General features: G+C 53.1%; 18 protein-coding genes. All 18 read right to left on the bottom strand.

Going from position 1 to position 22004, the window contains the following annotated elements; all coding sequences use genetic code 11:
• Positions 1–57: 57 nt before the first annotated feature.
• Positions 58–2763, bottom strand: a complete 2706-nt coding sequence (gene secA, locus ACJHXB_RS04730; RefSeq protein ID WP_000905789.1) for a preprotein translocase subunit SecA — start codon at positions 2761–2763, stop codon at positions 58–60.
• A gap of 61 nt (positions 2764–2824) precedes the next feature.
• A complete protein-coding gene (gene secM, locus ACJHXB_RS04725) occupies positions 2825–3337 on the bottom strand; it encodes a secA translation cis-regulator SecM (protein WP_000014320.1) in 513 nt (170 codons plus the stop codon).
• 230 nt (positions 3338–3567) lie between these two features.
• Positions 3568–4485 carry a UDP-3-O-acyl-N-acetylglucosamine deacetylase gene (lpxC, locus tag ACJHXB_RS04720; protein WP_000595482.1) on the bottom strand — a complete coding sequence of 306 codons (918 nt, stop codon included), beginning with the start codon at positions 4483–4485 and terminating at the stop codon, positions 3568–3570.
• A gap of 100 nt (positions 4486–4585) precedes the next feature.
• Complete coding sequence (gene ftsZ, locus ACJHXB_RS04715) at positions 4586–5737, bottom strand: cell division protein FtsZ (protein WP_000462776.1); 1152 nt, start codon at positions 5735–5737, stop codon at positions 4586–4588.
• A 60-nt stretch (positions 5738–5797) separates the two neighbouring features.
• Positions 5798–7060, bottom strand: a complete 1263-nt coding sequence (gene ftsA, locus ACJHXB_RS04710; RefSeq protein ID WP_000588474.1) for a cell division protein FtsA — start codon at positions 7058–7060, stop codon at positions 5798–5800.
• Positions 7057–7887 carry a cell division protein FtsQ gene (gene ftsQ / locus ACJHXB_RS04705; protein WP_000075744.1) on the bottom strand — a complete coding sequence of 277 codons (831 nt, stop codon included), beginning with the start codon at positions 7885–7887 and terminating at the stop codon, positions 7057–7059. The genes ftsA and ftsQ overlap by 4 nt, the downstream gene beginning before the upstream one ends.
• 1 nt (position 7888) lies before the next feature.
• Positions 7889–8809, bottom strand: a complete 921-nt coding sequence (ddlB, locus tag ACJHXB_RS04700) for a D-alanine--D-alanine ligase (RefSeq protein ID WP_000130056.1) — start codon at positions 8807–8809, stop codon at positions 7889–7891.
• On the bottom strand, positions 8802–10277 hold the full coding sequence (gene murC / locus ACJHXB_RS04695; RefSeq protein ID WP_001096047.1) for a UDP-N-acetylmuramate--L-alanine ligase: 1476 nt from the start codon (positions 10275–10277) through the stop codon (positions 8802–8804). The genes ddlB and murC overlap by 8 nt, the downstream gene beginning before the upstream one ends.
• A gap of 53 nt (positions 10278–10330) precedes the next feature.
• Positions 10331–11398: an undecaprenyldiphospho-muramoylpentapeptide beta-N-acetylglucosaminyltransferase gene (gene murG / locus ACJHXB_RS04690; RefSeq protein WP_000016555.1), complete on the bottom strand. Its 1068-nt coding sequence runs from the start codon at positions 11396–11398 to the stop codon at positions 10331–10333.
• The gene (gene ftsW, locus ACJHXB_RS04685) at positions 11395–12639 is read right to left on the bottom strand and encodes a cell division protein FtsW (protein ID WP_001295532.1); all 1245 of its coding nucleotides are present in this window, start codon (positions 12637–12639) and stop codon (positions 11395–11397) included. The genes murG and ftsW overlap by 4 nt, the downstream gene beginning before the upstream one ends.
• Positions 12639–13955, bottom strand: a complete 1317-nt coding sequence (gene murD, locus ACJHXB_RS04680; protein ID WP_000796455.1) for a UDP-N-acetylmuramoyl-L-alanine--D-glutamate ligase — start codon at positions 13953–13955, stop codon at positions 12639–12641. Before murD ends, ftsW begins: the two co-directional genes overlap by 1 nt.
• 2 nt (positions 13956–13957) lie before the next feature.
• Positions 13958–15040, bottom strand: coding sequence for a phospho-N-acetylmuramoyl-pentapeptide-transferase (gene mraY / locus ACJHXB_RS04675; RefSeq protein WP_000964122.1), 1083 nt, complete (start codon positions 15038–15040; stop codon positions 13958–13960).
• Positions 15034–16392, bottom strand: a complete 1359-nt coding sequence (gene murF, locus ACJHXB_RS04670) for a UDP-N-acetylmuramoyl-tripeptide--D-alanyl-D-alanine ligase (protein ID WP_410233466.1) — start codon at positions 16390–16392, stop codon at positions 15034–15036. Before murF ends, mraY begins: the two co-directional genes overlap by 7 nt.
• Complete coding sequence (gene murE, locus ACJHXB_RS04665; RefSeq protein WP_000775101.1) at positions 16389–17876, bottom strand: UDP-N-acetylmuramoyl-L-alanyl-D-glutamate--2,6-diaminopimelate ligase; 1488 nt, start codon at positions 17874–17876, stop codon at positions 16389–16391. Before murE ends, murF begins: the two co-directional genes overlap by 4 nt.
• A complete protein-coding gene (ftsI, locus tag ACJHXB_RS04660; protein ID WP_000642196.1) occupies positions 17863–19629 on the bottom strand; it encodes a peptidoglycan glycosyltransferase FtsI in 1767 nt (588 codons plus the stop codon). The genes murE and ftsI overlap by 14 nt, the downstream gene beginning before the upstream one ends.
• Before the next feature lie 15 nt (positions 19630–19644).
• Positions 19645–20010 carry a cell division protein FtsL gene (gene ftsL, locus ACJHXB_RS04655; protein ID WP_000625658.1) on the bottom strand — a complete coding sequence of 122 codons (366 nt, stop codon included), beginning with the start codon at positions 20008–20010 and terminating at the stop codon, positions 19645–19647.
• The gene (gene rsmH, locus ACJHXB_RS04650; protein WP_000970479.1) at positions 20007–20948 is read right to left on the bottom strand and encodes a 16S rRNA (cytosine(1402)-N(4))-methyltransferase RsmH; all 942 of its coding nucleotides are present in this window, start codon (positions 20946–20948) and stop codon (positions 20007–20009) included. Before rsmH ends, ftsL begins: the two co-directional genes overlap by 4 nt.
• A 1-nt stretch (position 20949) precedes the next feature.
• Positions 20950–21408 carry a division/cell wall cluster transcriptional repressor MraZ gene (gene mraZ, locus ACJHXB_RS04645; RefSeq protein ID WP_001295770.1) on the bottom strand — a complete coding sequence of 153 codons (459 nt, stop codon included), beginning with the start codon at positions 21406–21408 and terminating at the stop codon, positions 20950–20952.
• Positions 21409–22004: the final 596 nt, after the last annotated feature.

Genomic DNA, 22004 nt, shown 5'->3' with positions numbered 1-22004 from the left:
TCTTAAACCTATAAAAAAGGCGCAGAATCCTGCGCCTTTTACTTCAACTGTTAGCTTTTATTGCAGGCGACCATGGCACTGCTTGTATTTTTTACCAGAACCGCACGGGCAAGGATCGTTACGTCCTACTTTGCGCTCACCGGTTTGCGCCGCCAGTGCAGCTGCGGCTGCAGAGTCGTCATCCTGATGGCTAAGCTGCTGCATTTGCGCTAAACGCTCGGCTTCCATACGACGCTGTTGTTCCAGCTCCTCAACCTCTTCAGGCATACGTACCTGAACTTTGCTCAGCGTGCTAATAACTTCATATTTCAACGACTCCAGCATCGCTGCAAACATGGAGAACGATTCACGTTTGTATTCCTGCTTCGGATCTTTCTGTGCATAGCCACGCAGGTGGATACCCTGACGCAGATAGTCCATCGCTGCCAGGTGCTCTTTCCACAGAGAGTCGAGAGTTTGCAGCATGACGCCTTTTTCGAAGTGACGCATCATCTCAGCACCAACCACTTCTTCTTTACGCTGATACACTTCGATGGACTGCGCCAGAATGCGCTCACGCAGCGTCTCTTCATGCAGTTCTGGTTCTTTATCCAGCCACTCGGCAATTGGCAAATCGAGGTCGAAATCGTTCTTCAGACGTTCCTGCAGTCCCGGAATATCCCACATTTCTTCCAGCGACTGTGGCGGAATGTAGGCATCAATGGTCGCTTTGAACACATCTTCACGAATGCTGTTGATGGTTTCGCTCACATCGCTGACATCCAGCAGTTCGTTACGCTGGGAGTAAATGGCGCGACGCTGATCGTTAGCCACATCATCATATTCCAGCAGTTGCTTACGAATGTCGAAGTTACGGCTTTCAACTTTACGCTGGGCGTTGGCAATCGCTTTGGTCACCCACGGGTGTTCAATGGCTTCGCCTGGCTTCATACCCAGTTTACGCATCATGCCGGATACTCGGTCGGAAGCAAAAATACGCATCAGCGCATCTTCCATCGACAGGTAGAAACGGGAAGAACCAGCATCCCCCTGACGACCAGAACGACCGCGCAACTGGTTATCGATACGACGGGATTCGTGACGCTCGGTACCGATGATATGCAGGCCACCTGCTTCCAGTACCGCATCGTGACGTACCTGCCAGTCGGCCTTAATTTTTTCAATTTGCTCTGCGGTCGGATTTTCCAGCGCGGCAACTTCTGCCTGCCAGCTACCACCGAGCACAATATCTGTACCACGACCCGCCATGTTGGTCGCGATAGTCACCGCAGCCGGATAACCTGCCTGAGCAACAATCGCCGCTTCGTTGGCGTGGAATTTGGCGTTCAGGACGTTGTGCTTAATACCGGCTTTGGTCAGTTCGTTTGACACCAGCTCCGATTTTTCGATGGAGATAGTACCCACCAGCACCGGCTGGCCTTTCGCCGTACGTTCTTTGATATCTTCAATGATCGCCTGAATTTTTTCCGCTTCAGTCATGTAGACCAGGTCCGGCAGATCTTTACGAATCATTGGACGGTTGGTCGGAACAACGACGGTATCCAGCTTGTAGATGGAGCTAAATTCGAAAGCTTCGGTATCAGCAGTACCGGTCATCCCCGCCAGTTTTTCATACAGACGGAAGTAGTTCTGAAAGGTGATCGACGCCAGCGTCTGGTTTTCGTTCTGGATCTGTACACCTTCTTTCGCTTCCACTGCCTGATGCAGGCCATCGGACCAACGACGTCCCTGCATGGTACGACCGGTGTGTTCGTCAACGATGATAACTTCACCATCTTTAACGATGTAGTCGACGTCTCGGGTAAACAGCGCATGAGCGCGCAGCGCCGCCGTTACGTGGTGCATCAGCATGATGTTGGCCGGAGAGTACAGAGACTCCCCTTCATCCATGATGCCTTCTTTCACCAGCAGTTCTTCAATCAGCACCAGACCACGTTCGGTCAGGTTCACCTGGCGAGATTTTTCGTCCACCGAGAAGTGGCCTTCGCCCTGGAAGGTTTCGGAGTCTTCTTTTTCCTGACGGATCAGGTGCGGAATAATTTTATTCACGCGTTTATACATTTCCGAGCTGTCTTCTGCCGGGCCGGAAATGATCAGCGGTGTACGAGCTTCATCGATCAGGATGGAGTCCACTTCGTCCACCAGCGCATAGTGCAGTTTACGCTGTACACGTTCTTCAGGGCTGAACGCCATGTTATCGCGCAGGTAGTCAAAGCCGTATTCGTTGTTCGTACCGTAAGTGATGTCAGCTGCGTAAGCTTCACGCTTCGCCGGTGCTGGCATGCCCGGCAGGTTGATACCGACAGTCAGGCCAAGGAATTCAAACAGCGGACGGTTGTTTTCGGCGTCACGTTGCGCCAGGTAGTCGTTGACGGTAACAACGTGTACGCCCTTACCGGTTAATGCGTTCAGGTAAGCAGGCAGCGTTGCGGTCAGGGTTTTACCTTCACCGGTACGCATTTCGGCGATGCAGCGTTCGTTAAGAACCATACCGCCGAGTAACTGAACGTCGAAGTGACGCATACCAAAGACGCGCTTACTTGCCTCACGCACCACGGCGAAAGCTTCCGGGATCAGATTTTCCAGCACTTCGCCTTTTTCCAGACGTGCACGAAACTCTGCGGTTTTCCCTTTCAGTTCTTCGTCGGAGAGTTTTTCCATCTCCGGTTCCATGGCATTGATGATGTTGACCACTTTGCGCATCCGGCGCAGGGTGCGATCGTTACGACTACCGAAAACTTTAGTTAATAATTTGATTAGCATAATAAAATCTCAAACGCCCCGCGTTGCGGAGTCAATAAAATGAAGTAAAGGTTTATTGTTGTTAGCTGAGGCGTTGAGGGCCAGCACGGATGCCTTGCGCCTGGCTTATCCAGACGGGCGTGCTGAATTTTGCTTGCGGGGTAAAATGCGCATAATCAATGCGATAACCCTTTTCAGACGGCGTGCCTTCCTGGGTCAACAGCGCGCTGAGCGTATCCAGTAATGCAAGATGTTGCGCCTGAAGAGGCAAAGATTCTTCAGCAACGGGCAGCGTTTGCGGTGCCATTGCGAAGGAAAGATGACGGATTACCGTGCGAATGGCATGTTGATGCCAGTAATCAACGGAATAGTTCGAATTCGGGCGGCGCGTGTTCGCTTCCAGCAAGGCCAATTGACCAAAGTTAACTTTGGCTGAAGGCTCGTGGTTGCGGGTTGTCGCTTTTGCGGGCGCGTTTGGTTCGGCGGCGTTGCTGAGCGCAGGCAAACCTAAACTCGCCGCGACCATCCCTAATAAGAGATGCGGCCAGAAGTAGCGTTTACCAAACTGTCGCCAGCGCGTCAGTATTCCACTCACGTTATTGCCATCCCGATCGTATTCAAACGTATTTAGCGCACAAATCTTATCATTAAAGCCTGAAGTCCACAGCACGAATGAAGATAAGTTGTGCGTAAAAGTGCTTAAGAAAACAGCGTTCGCACCGTTTTTTATCGTTCTTATAAAATTCAAAAAAAAACGACTGGTTCACCTGGCCGGAGAGAGTGCCAGATTTGCCAGTCGAATTTTATACGACAGTATAAATGTCGTTATGCCAGTACGGCTGAAGGCGCTTTGAAGGCCAACGGCAGTTCTGCGTCGTCCTGGAAGGTCACATATTCCCAGGCTTCCTGTTTTGCAAGGACAGCCTGCAGCAGTTTGTTATTCAGTGCATGACCGGATTTATAAGCGGTAAATGCACCAATAATATTGTGACCACACATGAACAAGTCACCGATCGCATCGAGCATTTTGTGACGCACAAATTCGTCTTCAAAACGCAGGCCGTCTTCGTTCAGTACGCGATAATCGTCAACAACGATGGCACAATCGAAGCTACCGCCCAGGCACAAACCACGGGACTGCAGATATTCGATATCACGCATGAAACCGAACGTACGCGCACGGCTGATCTGGCGCATAAACGCATCAGCGGAGAAGTTCATCGCATAGCGCTGGTTGCTGGAATCAATAGCCGGATGGTTAAAATCGATGGTGAAATCCAGCGAAAAACCATTGTACGGCTTAAATTCAGCCCACTTATCGCCATCTTCGACACGAACAGTCTCTTTGATGCGAACAAATTTCTTGGCGCAGTTCAACTCGTCGATACCGGCGTCAAGCAGCAGGTATACAAACGGAGCGGCGCTGCCGTCCATGATCGGGATTTCCGGCGCGTTAACTTCGATAACAATGTTATCGATGCCCAGGCCCGCGAGAGCAGCATTGAGGTGCTCTACGGTTGAAATCCGTACATCATGCTCGTTGACCAGACACGTACAGAGCATGGTATCACGCACAGATTTGGCATCGGCCGGGAAATCTACCGGTGGATTCAAGTCGGTGCGACGATAGATGACCCCGGTGTTGGCCGGCGCAGGGCGTAACGTCAGGGTGACTTTCTTGCCGGTATGTAAACCGACACCCGTCGCCTGAACGATACGTTTAAGTGTCCTTTGTTTGATCATCGTATTATCTCGCCAAATTACCTATCCAACCGAAGTGTACTATACATTCGGCGGGCCAGTTTAGCACAAAGAGCCTCGAAACCCAAATTCCAGTCAATTCTTAATCAGCTTGCTTACGCAGGAATGCTGGGATATCCAGATAATCCGGCTCTTTCGCAGTTTGCGGCGCATTGTCATTCACGACTTTAGCAACCGGCTTCTGCTCCTGGGTCAGCGGAGCCATCCCGTGCTGCTGGTAGCGATCCATCACTGGCTGCTGAACCTGCTTATTGGTCACCAGAGTGATTTCAGGACGTTTGTCCATGCCGATACCTGTCGCAACAACAGTTACGCGCAGCTCGTCATTCATATCCGGGTCAAGAGAAGTACCGATAACCACAGTCGCGTTGTCGGAAGCAAATGCACGGATGGTGTTACCTACCGTTTCGAACTCATCCAGACGCAGGTCGAAGCCCGCCGTGATGTTAACCAGCACGCCGCGTGCGCCAGACAGGTCGATATCTTCCAGCAGCGGAGAAGAGATAGCCATTTCAGCAGCTTCTTCCGCACGGTCTTCACCGCTCGCCACGCCAGAACCCATCATTGCGTAGCCCATTTCAGACATTACGGTGCGTACGTCTGCAAAGTCCACGTTCATCAAACCCGGACGAGTAATCAGTTCGGCGATACCTTGCACAGCGCCTTTGAGTACGTCGTTCGCTGCGCCAAACGCATCCAGCAGGGAGATACCGCGGCCCAGAACTTTCAGCAGTTTGTCGTTCGGGATAGTAATCAGAGAGTCCACATGCTTGGACAGTTCAGTGATCCCCTGCTCCGCGAATGCCATACGCTTCTTGCCTTCAAAGTTGAAAGGCTTAGTGACGACAGCAACGGTCAGGATACCCAAATCTTTTGCCACTTCAGCGACGACTGGTGCTGCGCCTGTACCGGTACCACCACCCATACCCGCTGCGATAAAGACCATGTCTGCACCTTCCAGCGCCGCACGCAGTGCATCGCGATCCTCATCAGCCGCATTACGGCCAACTTCTGGATTAGCGCCAGCGCCCAGTCCTTTGGTGATACCGCTACCGATTTGAATCGTCTGTCCAACCGCTGTTTTACGCAGCGCTTGTGCATCGGTATTTACCGCGAAGAATTCAACACCTTCAATGCGCTCGCGCACCATGTGTTCAACAGCATTACCGCCGCCGCCGCCGACGCCGATGACTTTAATCACCGCGTCATTGGTAAGTTCCATTGGTTCAAACATAGTTTCTCTCCGATTTGTGCCTGTCGCCTGAGGCCGTAATCATCGTCGGCCTCATAAAAATTAAAACTCTTTTCGCAGCCAACTATTGAGTCGCTTGATCCACGAGCCAACTGATGCTGTAACACGTTTTTCTACTTCAGCTTCACCGTTAAGATGTGACTCTTTTCCATAGTGAAGCAATCCCACCGCCGTCGAATAATACGGCTCCTGAGCATAATCCGTTAAACCGGTAATGTTCAGCGGCGCGCCGATACGCACTTGCGTATGAAACACGCGCTGAGCACAGGCTGCAAGACCTTCGATCTGCGCTGCGCCACCAGTTAATACAATGCCTGCCGCCAGGTGATGTTTAACCCCTTGTTGGCGAAGCTTTTCCTGCAACTGCAATATCTCTTCGTTGACCAGGTTGAGCAGCTCGGTATAGCGCGGCTCGATCACCTCTGCCAGGGTCTGACGTTGCAGACTCCGCGGCGGACGACCGCCTACGCTCGGCACTTCCACGCTCTCATCTTTTCCAACGATGGAACCCAGCGCACAACCGTGGCGAACTTTAATCGCTTCGGCGTCGCTTGGCGGCGTGCCAAAGGCGTAAGCGATATCACTGGTCACGACATTGCCAGCATAAGGAATTACCTTAGTGTGGCGCAATGCCCCACCGGTATAAACGGCGATATCCATTGTACCACCACCGATATCGACGACGCAGACACCCAGTTCACGTTCATCTTCCGTCAATACCGAATAACTTGATGCCAGTCCGGCAAATATCAGTTGGTCAACTTTCAGCCCACAACGTTCAACCGCTTTGACGATGTTTTTCGCCATATCGTTGTGACATGTGATCAGGTGCACTTTTGCCTGCATCCGCACGCCCGAAAGTCCTACCGGATTCTTGATCCCTTCCTGATAGTCAATCGCATACTCTTGCGGGATCACATGCAGCACACGATGCTCATCGCGCACACGCACCGATTTCGCGGTATGGACGACGTTTTCCACATCTTCTTGCGTCACTTCTTCTTCAGAAATAGGCACCATACCAATTTCATTCTGGCAGCTGATGTGCTTACCAGAAAGCGCCAGATATACCGAAGAGATCTGACAATCTGCCATCAATTCTGCCTGGTCAATGGCGCGTTGTACGCACTTGACCACGGATTCGAGGTCGTTCACCCCGCCTTTATCCATACCACGCGACGGGCAGCTGCCCACGCCAATGATATTGACCATACCGTCGGGCAGAACTTCCCCTACTAAAGCGGCAACCTTCGCGGTACCAATCTCCAGTCCTACTACCAGTTTTCTGTCCGTCGCCTTGATCATTGTTGTTCTGCCTGTGCCTGATTTTGTTGCTGAGTAGATTCCTCTGGCGGCAAGGGCGCCCAGCCTACTGCCGCTCCAGAGTCATAACGCAAATCAACGTAGCTAATCCGTTTGCCATCGGTTTGCGCCTGCTGCTGTAAAACCGGATAAAGTTCTACAAAGCGAGCCAAACGTTTCATCGTATCGCCCCGGCCAAGATTGAGCTTAATATCGTTATTCAGCGTCAACTGCCAGGAACGCCGCGCGGTCATCGCCGCTTCCTTCAGAGTAAATCTGTCCTTTGCCAGCATCTGCCCCATTTCGCGATAGCCCTGCAACACTTCATTGGCGCTGCCTTCCGGGCCATACAGCATTGGAAGCACCTGCTTGCTGGTGCGATCTGGCGGCACGCTGAAAGTGTTTCCTTCCGCGTCTACCATATGTTGATCATTCCACCGCGCAATCGGCACATATTCAACCAGATGAATCTTCAATTCATCAGGCCACTGCTTTCTGACGCTCACCTGCTTAATCCACGGCAGGCGTTGTTCTATTTGCGTCTGGATGATGTTGACATCCTGGGTCATAAAGGTACCTGGCTCACCCAATGCCAGGATCGACTGCCGGATATCGTCATTACGCGTGTAATGGCGTTCACCGGTCAACACCAGCTTTGAGAGCGGCAGGCGTTGCGCATCTTCCATCCAGCCCAACACGACCCAGCCGCTCACCAACACTGTCGTTAAAACGGTCAGCAGGAAAAGGATCCCCGCCAGACGCGTTCCATTATTGCGGCGAGAAGAAACCTCTTCTTCGCTGTTTCGCGTGTTCAGAGCAGCCTGCGACATATTAGTCCGCCAGTTCCAGAATTCGTACTACCAACTGCGAGAAGCTCATACCTGCCTGACGTGCCGCCATCGGCACCAGGCTGTGGCTGGTCATACCCGGTGAGGTATTGGCTTCCAGCAGATAAAACTGTCCATCGCTGTCCAGCATAACGTCAATACGTCCCCATCCTTTGCAACCTAACGTCGTCCATGCTTTCAGCACTAATGCCTGCAAATTGGCCTCTTGTGACGCTTCCAGACCTGCGGGGCAGAAATACTGTGTCTCATCAGAGAGATACTTCGCCTCATAATCATAGAAGGTTCCGGACGGTTGAATACGTATTGACGGTAAAATTTCTTCACCGAGTATCGCAACCGTGAACTCCGGCCCACTTAGCCATTTTTCAATCAATACTTCCTCATCGTGCTGAAATGCCAATCTTAATGCATCTTGTAGAGCATTTTCTGCTACTACTTTTGACATTCCCACACTGGAACCTTCGCGGCTCGGCTTAACGATAACCGGCAAACCCAGAGCAGAAATTTCTGCTAACTGCTTATCACTCAGGCCTTTTTCAAACTCTGCGCGGGTTAATGCTACCCACGGCGCTACCGGTAAACCAGCGCCCTGCCAAAGCAATTTGCTGCGTAGTTTATCCATTGAAAGCGCAGATGCCATCACTCCGCTGCCGGTATAAGGCAAGCCCATCAGCTCGAGCATGCCCTGCAGCGTGCCATCTTCACCGCCGCGACCGTGTAGCGCGATAAACACTTTCTGAAAGCCCATCGACTTCAGTTGCGTCACGTCGACTTCTTTCGGGTCGACAGGATACGCGTCAATACCGCCTTCACGCAGCCCGGCTAACACCGCTGCGCCAGAATTCAGAGAAACTTCCCGCTCAGCGGAGGTCCCACCCAACAGGACCGCGATTTTATCAGTCATGTTGTGCTTCCTCCGGAGTTTGCGGCTTCAGTTTGATTTCAGCTAAAGAACGGGCAATTTTTCCAATATTACCAGCCCCCTGAACGAGAATCAGGTCGTTACCGGTTAATACCGGTGCCAGCATCTCGGCTACCTGCGCCGGGTCAGGCACCAGAATGGGATCAATTTTCCCACGTCCACGAATTGTGCGACACAGCGAACGGCTGTCCGCTCCCGGAATTGGCGCTTCGCCAGCCGGATACACTTCCAGCATCAACAGGGTATCAACCTGCGTCAGCACATTGGCGAAATCATCATACAGGTCGCGTGTACGGGTAAAACGGTGCGGCTGAAACAGCATTACCAGGTTTTTATCCGGCCAGCCTGCACGCGCCGCTTTAATAGTGGCGTCCACTTCCGTCGGGTGGTGGCCGTAGTCATCGACCAGCATTGCCGTACCGCTTTTACCATTCACTGGCTCCAGCGGGAATTCACCGAGGAAATCAAAACGACGACCAGTCCCCTGGAAGCTCTCCAGCGCACGCAAAATAGCCTCGTCGTCAATGCCCTCTTCCGTAGCAACCGCAACCGCAGCTGCGGCGTTCAGCGCGTTATGACGACCTGGCGCATTTAGGGTGACGCGCATCGGCTCTTTGTCCTGGCGCAGCAGCGTAAAGTGCCCTTGCGGGCCAATCTGCTGATAATCTTCTACACGCACGTCGGCATCTTCGCTGAAGCCGTAAGTCGTGGTCTGACGTCCCACACGCGGTAACAATTCGCGGATCACCGGATCATCAACACACATCACTGCACGACCGTAAAACGGCAGGTTGTGCAGAAAATTAATAAAGGTCTGTTTTAAATTCTCAAAGTCGCCCTGGTAGGTATCCATGTGGTCGGCTTCGATATTGGTGACAATCGCCACCATCGGTTGCAGATGCAGGAACGATGCATCACTCTCATCTGCTTCGGCAATCAGGTACCGACCATGCCCCAAACGCGCATGAACGCCCGCCGCTTTTACCAGCCCACCGTTAACGAAGGTTGGGTCGAGTCCCGCTTCTGCGTAGATGCTGGAAACCATCGCAGTGGTTGTCGTTTTGCCGTGCGTTCCGGCAATGGCGATGCCATGACGAAAACGCATTAACTCAGCCAGCATTTCGGCACGACGGATCACCGGAATACGCGCTTCATGAGCTGCGACAATTTCCGGGTTATCGGCAGAAATCGCGCTGGAAACAACGACCACGCTGGCATCACGTACGTTTTCCGGGCGATGGTTGAAATAAATTGTCGCCCCAAGATTCATTAACTGCTGCGTGACCGGATTTGGCGCTAAATCGGAACCACTGATCTGATAACCTTCATTGGCCAGAACTTCGGCAATACCGCCCATACCGGCACCACCGATGCCGACAAAATGTATGTGCCGAACGCGACGCATTTCGGGCACGATGGAACGCAGTTTTGCCAATTGTTGTGTATTCATTCTTTACGCCATTAACTTCTTAAATTCATACGATGCAAAAGGCATCGCTACAATTACGCCCGGGCAGCCCGGCTCACTTCATTTGCCACTCGCTCGGTGGCATCCGGAATGGATGCGGCGCGGGCGCGTTCTGCCATGGTTAATAAGGTTTCTCGCGACCACCCGGCCAGGGTGTTGGCGACAGCATCCACGTTAAGCTGTGGCTGCTCGATAATTTTGGCTGCGCCCGCTTTTTCCAGCGGTAGCGCATTCCAGTATTGCTGGCGGTCTTTATGTTGAAACGGCACAAACAACGCCGGTAGTCCTGCCGCAGCGATTTCACTCACCGTTAACGCACCGGAGCGGCAAACGACGACATCCGCCCACGCATACGCCGCCGCCATATCATCAATAAATTCCGTCACTTTATGCTGCGGTTGCCCCGCTTCGGCATACGCCTGTTCAACGGATTGTTGCGAACCTTTGCCGCTCTGATGCCAGATAGTGACTGAATCACCCAGTTTCGCAGCAACCTGCGGCATTGTCTGGTTAAGAATGCGTGCGCCCTGGGAACCACCCACTACCAACACACGAACCGGACCTTCACGTCCAGCCAAACGTTGCTGCGGCAACGGCAGCGCCAGCACATCGGTACGCACCGGGTTACCCACCACTTCCGCATTAGGGAAAGCGCCTGGAAACGCCTGCATCACTTTGGTAGCAATCTTCGCCAGCCATTTATTGGTTAAGCCCGCAATACCGTTTTGTTCATGAAGCACAACCGGAATGCCTAACGACCACGCGGCCAGACCACCTGGACCTGATACGTAGCCGCCCATACCGAGCACCACGTCAGGTTTGTACGCTTTCATAATCGCCCGCGCCTGACGCCAGGCGTTGAAGATACGCAGCGGGGCAGCTATCAGTGCTTTTATACCTTTTCCACGCAGACCAGAGATACGAATGAAATCAATTTCGATGCCATGTTTTGGCACTAAGTCCGCTTCCATACGGTCGGCAGTCCCCAGCCAGCGGACTTGCCAACCCTGAGCCATTAGATGGTGCGCAACCGCCAGCCCCGGGAATACATGTCCACCGGTTCCGCCTGCCATCACCATTAATCGCTTTCCTTGACCACTCATCGTGAACCTCGTACAAACGCCTGCGCTTTCTCCAGACGCGTTTCATAATCAATACGCAACAGCATCATGATGGCTGTCGACATAATCAGTAAGCTCGAACCACCGTAACTGATCAGCGGCAATGTCAGACCTTTGGTCGGTAACATCCCCGCCGCCGCGCCTACGTTAACCAGCGCCTGGAAGCTAAACCAGATGCCAATGGAACAGGCGAGAAAACCGGAAAAACGATGGTCAATTTCTAATGCTTTACGGCCAATCGACATCGCACGAAAAGCGACGAAGAATACCATTAAAAGTGCTAGTACCACACCGACATAACCTAATTCTTCGCCGATAATGGCGAAAATAAAGTCAGTGTGCGCTTCCGGCAGATACTCCAGTTTTTGTACCGAGTTACCTAAACCTTGCCCCCAAAGTTCGCCGCGACCAAACGCCATCAGCGATTGCGTTAACTGATAGCCGCTGCCAAAGGGATCTTCCCACGGGTTCCAGAATGCGGTAACACGGCGGATACGGTACGGTTCGGCGAGGATCAGCAACACAACCGCTGAAATGCCCATACCGATAATGGCAATGAACTGCCACAATTTCGCTCCCGCCAGGAATAACATCGCCAGCGTAGTCACAAACAACACCACCACCGTACCAAGGTCTGGCTGTGCCAGCAGTAACACTGCCAACACCAGAATCACGCCCATCGGTTTCAGGAAGCCGCGCAGGTTATTACGTACTTCGTCGCCTTTACGCACCAGATAGTTGGCGATATAGCAAAACAACGACAGTTTTGTCAGCTCCGCAGGCTGGATACGCAGCAAGCCGAGATCGATCCAACGCGATGCCCCTTTAACAGAGCTACCCACTACCAGAACGATCATCAACAGGATGATTGATCCGAGTAGCATCGTAGCGCTGTAACGTTGCCAGAATTCCATCGGCAGACGCAGCGTAATGATCGCCAGAATGAATGCCAGGATCAGATAGACGCCATCACGCTTCGCGAAGAAGAACGGATCGTTGGTTAAGCGTTGCCCGATGGGCATTGACGCCGAGGTCACCATGATAAAGCCAATCGCCGCGAGGCCGAAGGTCAGCCACAGTAAGGTGCGATCGTACATGATCAGGCTGTCGGTATCTTTTTCCCGCGAGCCCATCACCCAGCCCTTTAGCGCCGTGGAGATCCAGACCAGAATACTGAATCCTGGCAGGCGCGGCATTTTCAGGCGAGGGAGAGATAAACGCATCAACCTAACTCCTTCGCCAGACGGGCAAACTCATTGCCTCGTTGTTCAAAGTTCTTGAACTGATCAAGGCTGGCACAGGCCGGGGAGAGCAGAACCATATCGCCCGGCTGAACACGCGGAGCCAGCAAGCGCATCGCCTGTTCCATGGTTTCGGTTTGTTCTGCCACTTCCGGGCGTAGCGCCGCCAGCTGCGCGCCGTCCCGACCGAAACAATACAGACGTACGTTATCGCCATTCAGGTAACGCGCCAGTGGGCTAAAATCTGCCGATTTACCATCGCCGCCCAGCAACAAATGCAGCGTGCCGTCTACGTGCAGGCCATTCAGTGCCGCTTCCGTACTGCCGACGTTGGTCGCTTTTGAATCGTTAATCCAGCGCACACCGTTATGCTCCAGCACAACTTCAAAGCGATGCGGCAGACCAGTGAATGTGGTTAACGCTTTCAGGCTGCTGGCGCGCGGCAAACCAGCGGCATCTGCCAGTGCCAGAGCTGCCAGTGCATTGGTGTAGTTATGCTGCCCGGAAAGTTTCATTTCTTTCACGTTCAGCACTTTCTCGCCCTTCACCCGCAGCCAGGTTTCACCCTGCTGATGATTCAGGTGATAGTCACCCATGTTGACGCCAAAGCTGACACAGCGTTCATCCGCACCGCGAATCGGCATTGTTAAGGCATCATCAGCATTAACCACGCAAATTTTTGCGTTTTCGTAAATGCGCAGTTTTGCTGCACGATACTGTTGTAAACCAAACGGATAGCGATCCATATGATCTTCAGTCACGTTCAGAATGGTCGCTGCTACCGCCTGTAAACTGGAGGTGGTTTCAAGCTGGAAGCTCGACAGCTCCAGCACGTACAGTTCGCACTCATCATCCAGCAGCATCAACGCAGGCAGGCCAATATTGCCACCCACACCAACGTTAACCCCCGCCGCTTTCGCCATTTCACCCACTAGCGTGGTGACCGTGCTTTTGCCGTTAGAACCGGTGATCGCCACAATCGGTGCTTGTGCTTCACGACAGAACAGCTCGATATCGCCAACGATTTCGATTCCGGCATCAGCGGCAGCGCTTAAGGATGGATGCGCCAGTGCAATACCGGGACTGGCGACAATCAGATCGGCCGCCATCAGCCATTCATCATTCAGACCGCCCGTGTGGCGTTCTACAGCTTCGGGTAATTTATCCAGGCCAGGCGGTGTCATACGCGTATCCATAACGCGCGGCGTCACACCGCGAGCGAGGAAAAAGTCCACGCAAGAAAGCCCGGTGAGGCCCAGGCCGATAATGACGACATTTTTACCCTGGTAATCAGCCATGATTAACGTACCTTCAGCGTTGCCAGACCAATCAGGACCAGCATCAGCGAAATAATCCAGAAACGTACAATGACGCGCGGTTCCGGCCAGCCTTTCAGTTCATAGTGGTGATGAATCGGTGCCATGCGGAAAATACGTTGTCCGCGCAGTTTAAAGGAGCCGACCTGCAGGATGACGGAAAGTGTTTCTACCACGAACACGCCCCCCATAATCACCAGCAGGAATTCCTGACGCAGCAGTACGGCGATAATACCTAACGCACCACCTAACGCCAGCGAACCGACATCGCCCATAAAGACCTGCGCCGGATAGGTGTTAAACCACAGGAAGCCCAGCCCTGCCCCAACTATCGCGGTACAGACAATGACCAGTTCCCCGGCGTGTCGTAGATACGGTATGTGTAAATAGCTGGCAAAGTTCATGTTGCCGGTCGCCCACGCCACCAGCGCAAAACCACCGGCGACAAATACGGTCGGCATAATTGCCAGACCGTCGAGACCATCAGTCAGGTTTACCGCGTTGCCAGTACCCACAATGACGAAGTAAGCCAGCAGAATGTAGAACAGCCCCAGTTGCGGCATCACATCTTTAAAGAACGGAACCACCAGCTGCGTTGCGGGCGTGTCTTTGCCGGCAAGGTACAGCGCGAAGGCAACACCCAGCGCGATCACCGACATCCAGAAATACTTCCAGCGCGCAATCAGGCCCTTGGTGTCTTTACGCACCACTTTGCGATAGTCATCAACAAAGCCAATGATGCCGTAACCTACCAGCACCACCAGTACGCACCAGACGTACGGATTGGATGGATAAGCCCATAGCAGCACGGAGATCACAATCGCTGTCAGGATCATAATCCCGCCCATGGTCGGCGTACCGCGCTTGCTGAAGTGTGATTCAGGACCGTCGTTACGCACTACCTGACCAAAGGAAAGTTTTTGCAAATGAGCAATCATACGCGGGCCCATCCACAATGAGATGAACAGCGCGGTCAGCAGGCTGACGATGGCGCGAAACGTCAGATAGGAAAAGACGTTAAAGCCGGAATAATATTTGACCAAATGTTCGGCCAGCCAAACTAACATGTCCCATTCTCCTGTAAAGCGCGTACTACCTCTTCCATGGCGGCACTACGTGAACCCTTAACTAAAATCGTAATTACCTGTTGCTCAGCAATCAGTGATTTAATACGCGCGATAAGCGCTGTTTTATCTGCAAAATGTTCGCCAACGCCGCTGGCGGTGCTGATAGCATGGCTTTGTTTACCCACGCTTAACACGTGGTCAATACCAGCAGCTTTTGCCGCCTCGCCCACCTGTACATGGCAGGCTTCGCTTTCAGCGCCCAATTCCGCCATATCGCCCACCACCAGCACGCGGTAGCCCGGCATTTCAGCCAGTACCTGGACTGCTGCGGTCATTGAACCGACATTGGCGTTGTAGGAGTCGTCGAGCAGCAACTGGTTTTCCGCCAGTTGGATGGGGAACAGACGGCCTGGAACAGCTTTCAGATTTGCCAGCCCCGCTTTGATAGCATCAAGCGTTGCGCCCACGGACATGGAGAGCGCAGCGGCTGCCAGCGCATTCGCAATATTGTGACGCCCTGGAAGCGGCAGCAGAACATCGACGCTACCTGTTGGGGTTTGGAGGGTAAATTCCGTACCGTGCGAAGTCACATGGATGTTGGTGGCGGTGAAATCGCTGTTGGCGGCATTGGGTGAGAAACGCCACACTTTGCGTGAGCCAATTACGCTCTGCCAGTTCAGCCAGTCGTTGTTGTCAGCGTTCATGATGGCGATACCGTTTTCCGGCAGGCCGCTAAAGATTTCACCTTTCGCTTTCGCGACACCCGCAAGCGAGCCAAAACCTTCCAGATGTGCCGCTGCCAGGTTGTTGACCAGCGCCGCTTCCGGGCGAGTCAGACTCACAGTCCAGGCAATTTCGCCCTGATGGTTCGCGCCAAGTTCAATAACTGCGAAATCGTATTCCGGCGTTAAGCGCAACAGCGTCATCGGTACACCGATGTCGTTGTTGAGATTGCCTGCCGTATAAAGTGTGTTGCCGCACTGGCTTAAAATTGCCGCCGTCATCTCTTTAACAGAGGTTTTGCCGGAGGAGCCCGTCAGAGCAACCACGCGCGCCGGAACTTGCTGGCGAACCCATGCAGCCAGTTCACCAAACGCCAGACGCGTATCCTTGACGATTAACTGCGGCAGATCGATATCCAGCGGACGGCTGACCAGTAGTGCGCCCGCGCCGCCAGCTTTCGCCTGGTCGGCAAAATCATGAGCATCGAAACGTTCGCCTTTCAGGGCAACAAACAGGCAGCCCGGCGTCAGTTTTCGCGTGTCAGTGGTTACAGCATCAAGGGTGATATCTGCACCTTGCAGTTCACCGTTGAGAATATCGGTAAGTTGGCTAAGGGTTACGCTAATCATGCAATCACCCCCAGCAGACGCGCCACCGTGACGCGATCGGAGTAGTCCAGACGCTGATTGCCAACAATCTGGTAATCCTCATGACCTTTGCCCGCGACCAGTACCACATCATTCTCTTTAGCCTGCATAACGGCGCAAGTCACCGCTTCAGCACGGCCTTCCATCACTTTGGCATGTCCGGCATCTAACATTCCCGCCAGAATATCGTTGATAATGGCACGCGGTTCTTCGGTACGCGGGTTATCGTCCGTTACCACCGCCACGTCAGCGAACTCTTCAGCAATTGCGCCCATCAGTGGACGTTTGCCTTTATCACGATCGCCACCACAGCCAAAGACGCACCACAGCTTGCCCGTACAGTGCAGGCGCGCCGCCTGTAAGGCTTTTTCCAGTGCATCTGGCGTATGCGCGTAATCCACCACCACCGTCGGTTTGCCTGGTGCAGTGAACACTTCCATACGTCCGCAAACCGGTTGCAGACGCGCGGCGGTTTTCAGCAGCTCAGCCAGTGGATAGCCCAGCGCCAGCAGCGTCGCCAGCGCCAGCAGCAAGTTGCTGACGTTAAAAGCGCCCATCAGATGGCTTTCAATTTCGCCATCGCCCCAGCTTGAGCTAAAGCGAATCGTCGCACCGCTGTCGTGATAGTTCACGTCGGTCGCTTTCAACCAGCGTCCGTGACAGTTCGGATTGATATGATCTTCCATTGACACCGCAACCGCGTCTGGCAGTTTTGCCAGCCAGCGGCGACCCACTTCATCGTCGGCGTTAACAATCGCCTGACCGCAATGATGTGCAGAATAAAGCAGCCATTTCGCAGCTTCGTAGTGTTCCATATCACCATGATAATCAAGGTGATCGCGGCTTAAGTTGGTAAAGACCGATGCCGCAAATTTCAATGCCGCCACACGGTGCTGTACCAGCCCGTGGGAGGAAACTTCCATTGCGCAAAAAGTCGCGCCCTGATCCACCAGCCCCGCCAGCTCATGCTGAACATCGACTGCCGAACCGGTGGTATTTTCTGTCGGGATCACTTTCCCCAGCAGGCCGTTACCAACGGTGCCCATTACCGCGCTGGTTTCGCCAAGCAGTTGGCTCCACTGTGCCAGCAGCTGGGTCGTCGTGGTTTTGCCGTTGGTGCCCGTTACGCCTACAAGACGTAAATTGTCAGAGGGTTCATGGTAAAAGCGGCCCGCCAGTGCAGATAAACGCTCGTTGAGCTGGCTGAGATAGATGACCGGTACGCCGTGCATTTCACGGATTTCACCGTCGGTCGCCTCATCTTTCGCCTCTGCAATAATGGCAGCCACACCTTGCGCTATCGCCTGCGGGATATATCGACGCCCGTCCGCCTGATGACCTACTACAGCTACAAAGAGATCGCCCGCCGCAGCCACACGGCTGTCGAGTGTCATCTCTCGCAGTGCTCGCGAAGGTGCGTCTGGCACCCACGGAGCAAGAAGGTCGCGCAAATTACGATCTGCCACCTGTCCCCTCGCCTTGATTAATCACAAATTCATTTTTATCGCCCGTTGTCAGCGCATCCGGCTCGATGTTCATGGTACGCAATACGCCGCCCATGATGGCACCAAAGACCGGCGCGGAAACGGCGCCGCCGTAGTATTTACCCGCCTGCGGATCGTTGATAACAACAACCAGCGCGAAGCGCGGCTGACTCGCAGGCGCAACGCCTGCGGTATAAGCAATATATTTATTGATGTAGCGACCGTCCGGCCCGACCTTTTTCGCGGTACCGGTTTTAATGGCGATACGATAGCCCTTAATCGCCGCCTTCACGCCGCCACCACCCGGTAGCGCCACGCTTTCCATCATATGCACCACGGTGCGAACAATGGATTCCGGGAAGACTCGTTCACCGGGAACCGGGGGGTCAACTTTGGTAATCGACAGTGGGCGATAAATGCCGTAGCTGCCGATAGTTGCGTAGACTCGCGCTAACTGTAACGGTGTTACCATTAGCCCGTAGCCGAAAGAGAAGGTGGCCCTCTCTATGTCAGACCACCGTTGTTTTTGAGGATATAAGCCACTGCGTTCTCCGACCAACCCCAAATTGGTCGCTTTTCCCAGTCCAAAACGTGAGTAAGTATCTACTAACGCTGAGGACGGCATCGCTAACGCCAGCTTGGAAACACCGACGTTACTCGACTTCTGTAATACCCCGGTCAGGGTTAATTCGCTGTAGCGTGCCACGTCTTTGATTTCGTGGCCGTTAATTCGATAAGGAATGGTATTGAGTACCGAGTTTTCCCGCACTACGCCACGTTGCAACGCGGTCATCACCACCATCGGTTTAACCGTTGAACCCGGTTCAAACACGTCAGTGATGGTACGGTTACGCATCGCCTCTTTCGGCGTGCCACTCAGATTGTTTGGGTTGTATGACGGGCTGTTAGCCATCGCCAGCACTTCACCGGTGTTGACATCCACCAGCACGGCGCTACCAGATTCAGCTTTGTTAAAGGCCACCGCGTTGTTCAGTTCGCGATAAACCAGCGCCTGCAGGCGTTCATCAATACTCAGCGCCAGGTTGTGCGCCGCCTGACTGTCGGTGGAAGAGATATCTTCAATTACGCGACCATAGCGGTCTTTACGCACAATGCGCTCACCCGGCTGCCCGGTAAGCCATTTATCGAAACTCTTCTCGACGCCCTCAATCCCCTGACTATCGACGTTAGTAAAGCCGATGAGGTGAGCAGTCACTTCGCCGGATGGATAATAACGGCGAGATTCTTCACGCAGATGAATCCCCGGCAGTTTCAGTTTTTTGATGTAGTCCGCCATGTCAGGGTTTACCTGACGCGCCAGATAAATAAAGCGCCCTTTCGGGTTGGCGTTAATGCGGGCTGAAAGCTGATCCAGCGGAATATTAAGCGCGTTAGCCAGCGCCTTCCAGCGATCACCGACGCTGATACCGCCAGCGTCATGTACTTCTTTCGGGTCAGCCCAAATCGCTTTTACCGGCACGCTCACCGCTAACGGGCGACCAGAACGGTCAGTAATCATGCCGCGGGAGGTGGAAACTTGCTGAACGCGAAGAGAACGCATGTCGCCCTCTTTTACCAGCATATCCGGAGAGATAACTTGTAACCACGCTACGCGTCCGAGCAGAAAAGCCAGCGCCAGGAGAATACAGCCGCATAACAACGCAAAACGCCAACTGATAAAGTTGGCATGTTCTTCCTGACGTTTTGGTTTCTGCGTTTTCGCCGCTGCTTTCATGCGTCGCGTTTATCCTTATTTTTGCACTACGATATTTTCTTGTGACGGATCAACATGCTGCATTTGCAGCTTTTCCGTGGCGATCCTTTCCACCCGGCTATGGTCGCCGAGCGCATTCTCTTCAAGGATCAGGTTGCGCCATTCAATGTCTAAAGCATCTCGCTCCAGCACCAGTTGTTCGCGCTGAGCGGTCAGTAAACGGGTATGGTGCGCCGTGGTTACCACAGTCACCGCCGTCAAAATAATGCAAATGAACAGGCAGAGTGGCAGCTTCCCAAATCGCAAAAGATCGTCACCGATAACACCAGGCAATGCATGGCGCTCGTGGCTTCCCATCGATCCTTTAACTTTGCTTAGAGCTTCTGTCACTCTGCTGATCATGCGTTCGTCCTCTCTGCAATACGCAGAACTGAACTACGGGCACGAGGGTTCTCAGCCACCTCTTCTTCGCCCGGCATTAACTTGCCTAGTGCTCGCAGCTGACGGCCACCCAGTTTTTTGAGCTGCTCTTCAGTCATCGGTAACCCTGCCGGAACTTGCGGACCGCGGCTGTTTTCACGCATAAAACGTTTCACAATACGGTCTTCCAGCGAGTGGAAGCTGATGATCGAAAGCCGCCCACCCGGGGCCAGCACGTTGAGCGAGCTTTTTAGCGCCTGCTCTATCTCCTCCAGTTCACTGTTTACCCAAATGCGCACCGCCTGGAAGGTCCGAGTCGCGGGATGTTTAAACTTATCTTTCACCGGCGTTGCAGCAGCCACGACTTCCGCCAGTTCTTTGGTGCGGGTCATCGGCTGTTCGCGGTTACGCTCGACAATGGCGCGGGCAATGCGTTTGGCAAAACGCTCTTCACCATAGGTTTTCAATACCCAGGCGATATCGGCTTCTTCTGCGGTTTGTAGCCATTCAGCGGCTGACTGCCCACGGGTTGGGTCCATACGCATGTCCAGCGGACCATCGCGCATAAAGGAAAAGCCGCGTTCAGCATCATCAAGTTGCGGTGAAGAGACGCCAAGATCGAGGAGAATGCCGTCGATCTTGCCGATAAGATCGCGCTCGGCAACATATTCGCCCAGCGCGGAGAAAGGTCCGTGGATGATGGAGAAGCGCGGATCATCAATAGTCTTCGCAACGGCGATAGCCTGCGGGTCGCGATCGATCGCCAGCAAACGCCCCTCTTCGCCAAGCTGCGAGAGGATCAGACGTGAGTGACCACCGCGACCAAAAGTCCCATCAATGTAGATGCCATCAGGACGGATATTGAGGCCATTAACGGCTTCATCCAGCAGCACCGTAGTATGTTTATAGTTTTCCATCATTTTATAGAGACAAGTCCTGCAGTCGCTCTGATAAGTCTCCAGTAGCCAACTGCTCTGCGTCGATATCTTCCTTGACCTGTTGATGCCAGGTTGTTTCATCCCACAGCTCAAACTTGTTGAACTGTCCAACCAGCATCACTTCTTTTGTCAGCCCGGCATGTTGCCGCAGTACTGGCGCGATTAACAATCGACCTGCGCCATCCATCTGACATTCGCTGGCATGACCTAACAGTAGGCGCTGCACACGGCGCTCAACCGGGTTCATGCTCGACAGACGCGATAATTTTTGCTCGATAATTTCCCATTCAGGCAGGGGGTAAAGCAGCAGGCACGGGTGATGAATGTCAATGGTGCAAACCATTTGACCGGCAGCGTTCTCAAGCAGCTGCTCCCGATAACGGGTAGGCACTGATAAGCGCCCTTTGCTGTCGAGATTGACTAACGTTGCTCCCCGGAACATGCCAGCCTCACCCCTTATTCCCACTTTGCCCCACAATTTCCCACTGAAAGGAGTTTACGGAGCGGAGGAAAAGCTTGTCAAGCCAGTCACAAGGCATACCGAGGTAAAAAACCCGATGTTTACGGCTAATATCAGCGTTGTTTATTTTACGTCCAACGTGCGAAGCAAATTAACGTTATGAATAGCTGTAAGAAAAAATCCCTCATCGTCATCACCGTTTTAAAATGACTCACTATTTTCCACAGCAAATATAAAGTGTCAGTTTGCGACGCGAGCGGCATTTTAGGACATATCTTCCCCGGTTAACAGTCCCTGTTGCGTCTGTGTGGCGCTTGATGCCAGCGGGTTTGCGCAAAAGCAAAGAAAAGTGTTTGTTAAATCGGCAATTCATCTCTGCATGTAACAAAATAATGCAAAAACGCGCTATCGATATCACTTAATTATTGTGAATTTCAGCTGGTGAGGTAATTAACGGGCAGGTTTAAAAGCATTTATCAATAATAGCCAGGAATAGTCTTATTTACTTTAAGGATATTGATGTCCATTCCGTACTCAACGCGCCAGAGAGAAATTCACCTGGCGCGTATTTTTGTTCG

The sequence above is a fragment of the Escherichia sp. WS3227_2 genome, from assembly GCF_046486495.1.
GTDB lineage: Bacteria > Pseudomonadota > Gammaproteobacteria > Enterobacterales > Enterobacteriaceae > Escherichia > Escherichia coli.
This window is presented reverse-complemented; position numbering and strand designations above follow the sequence as displayed.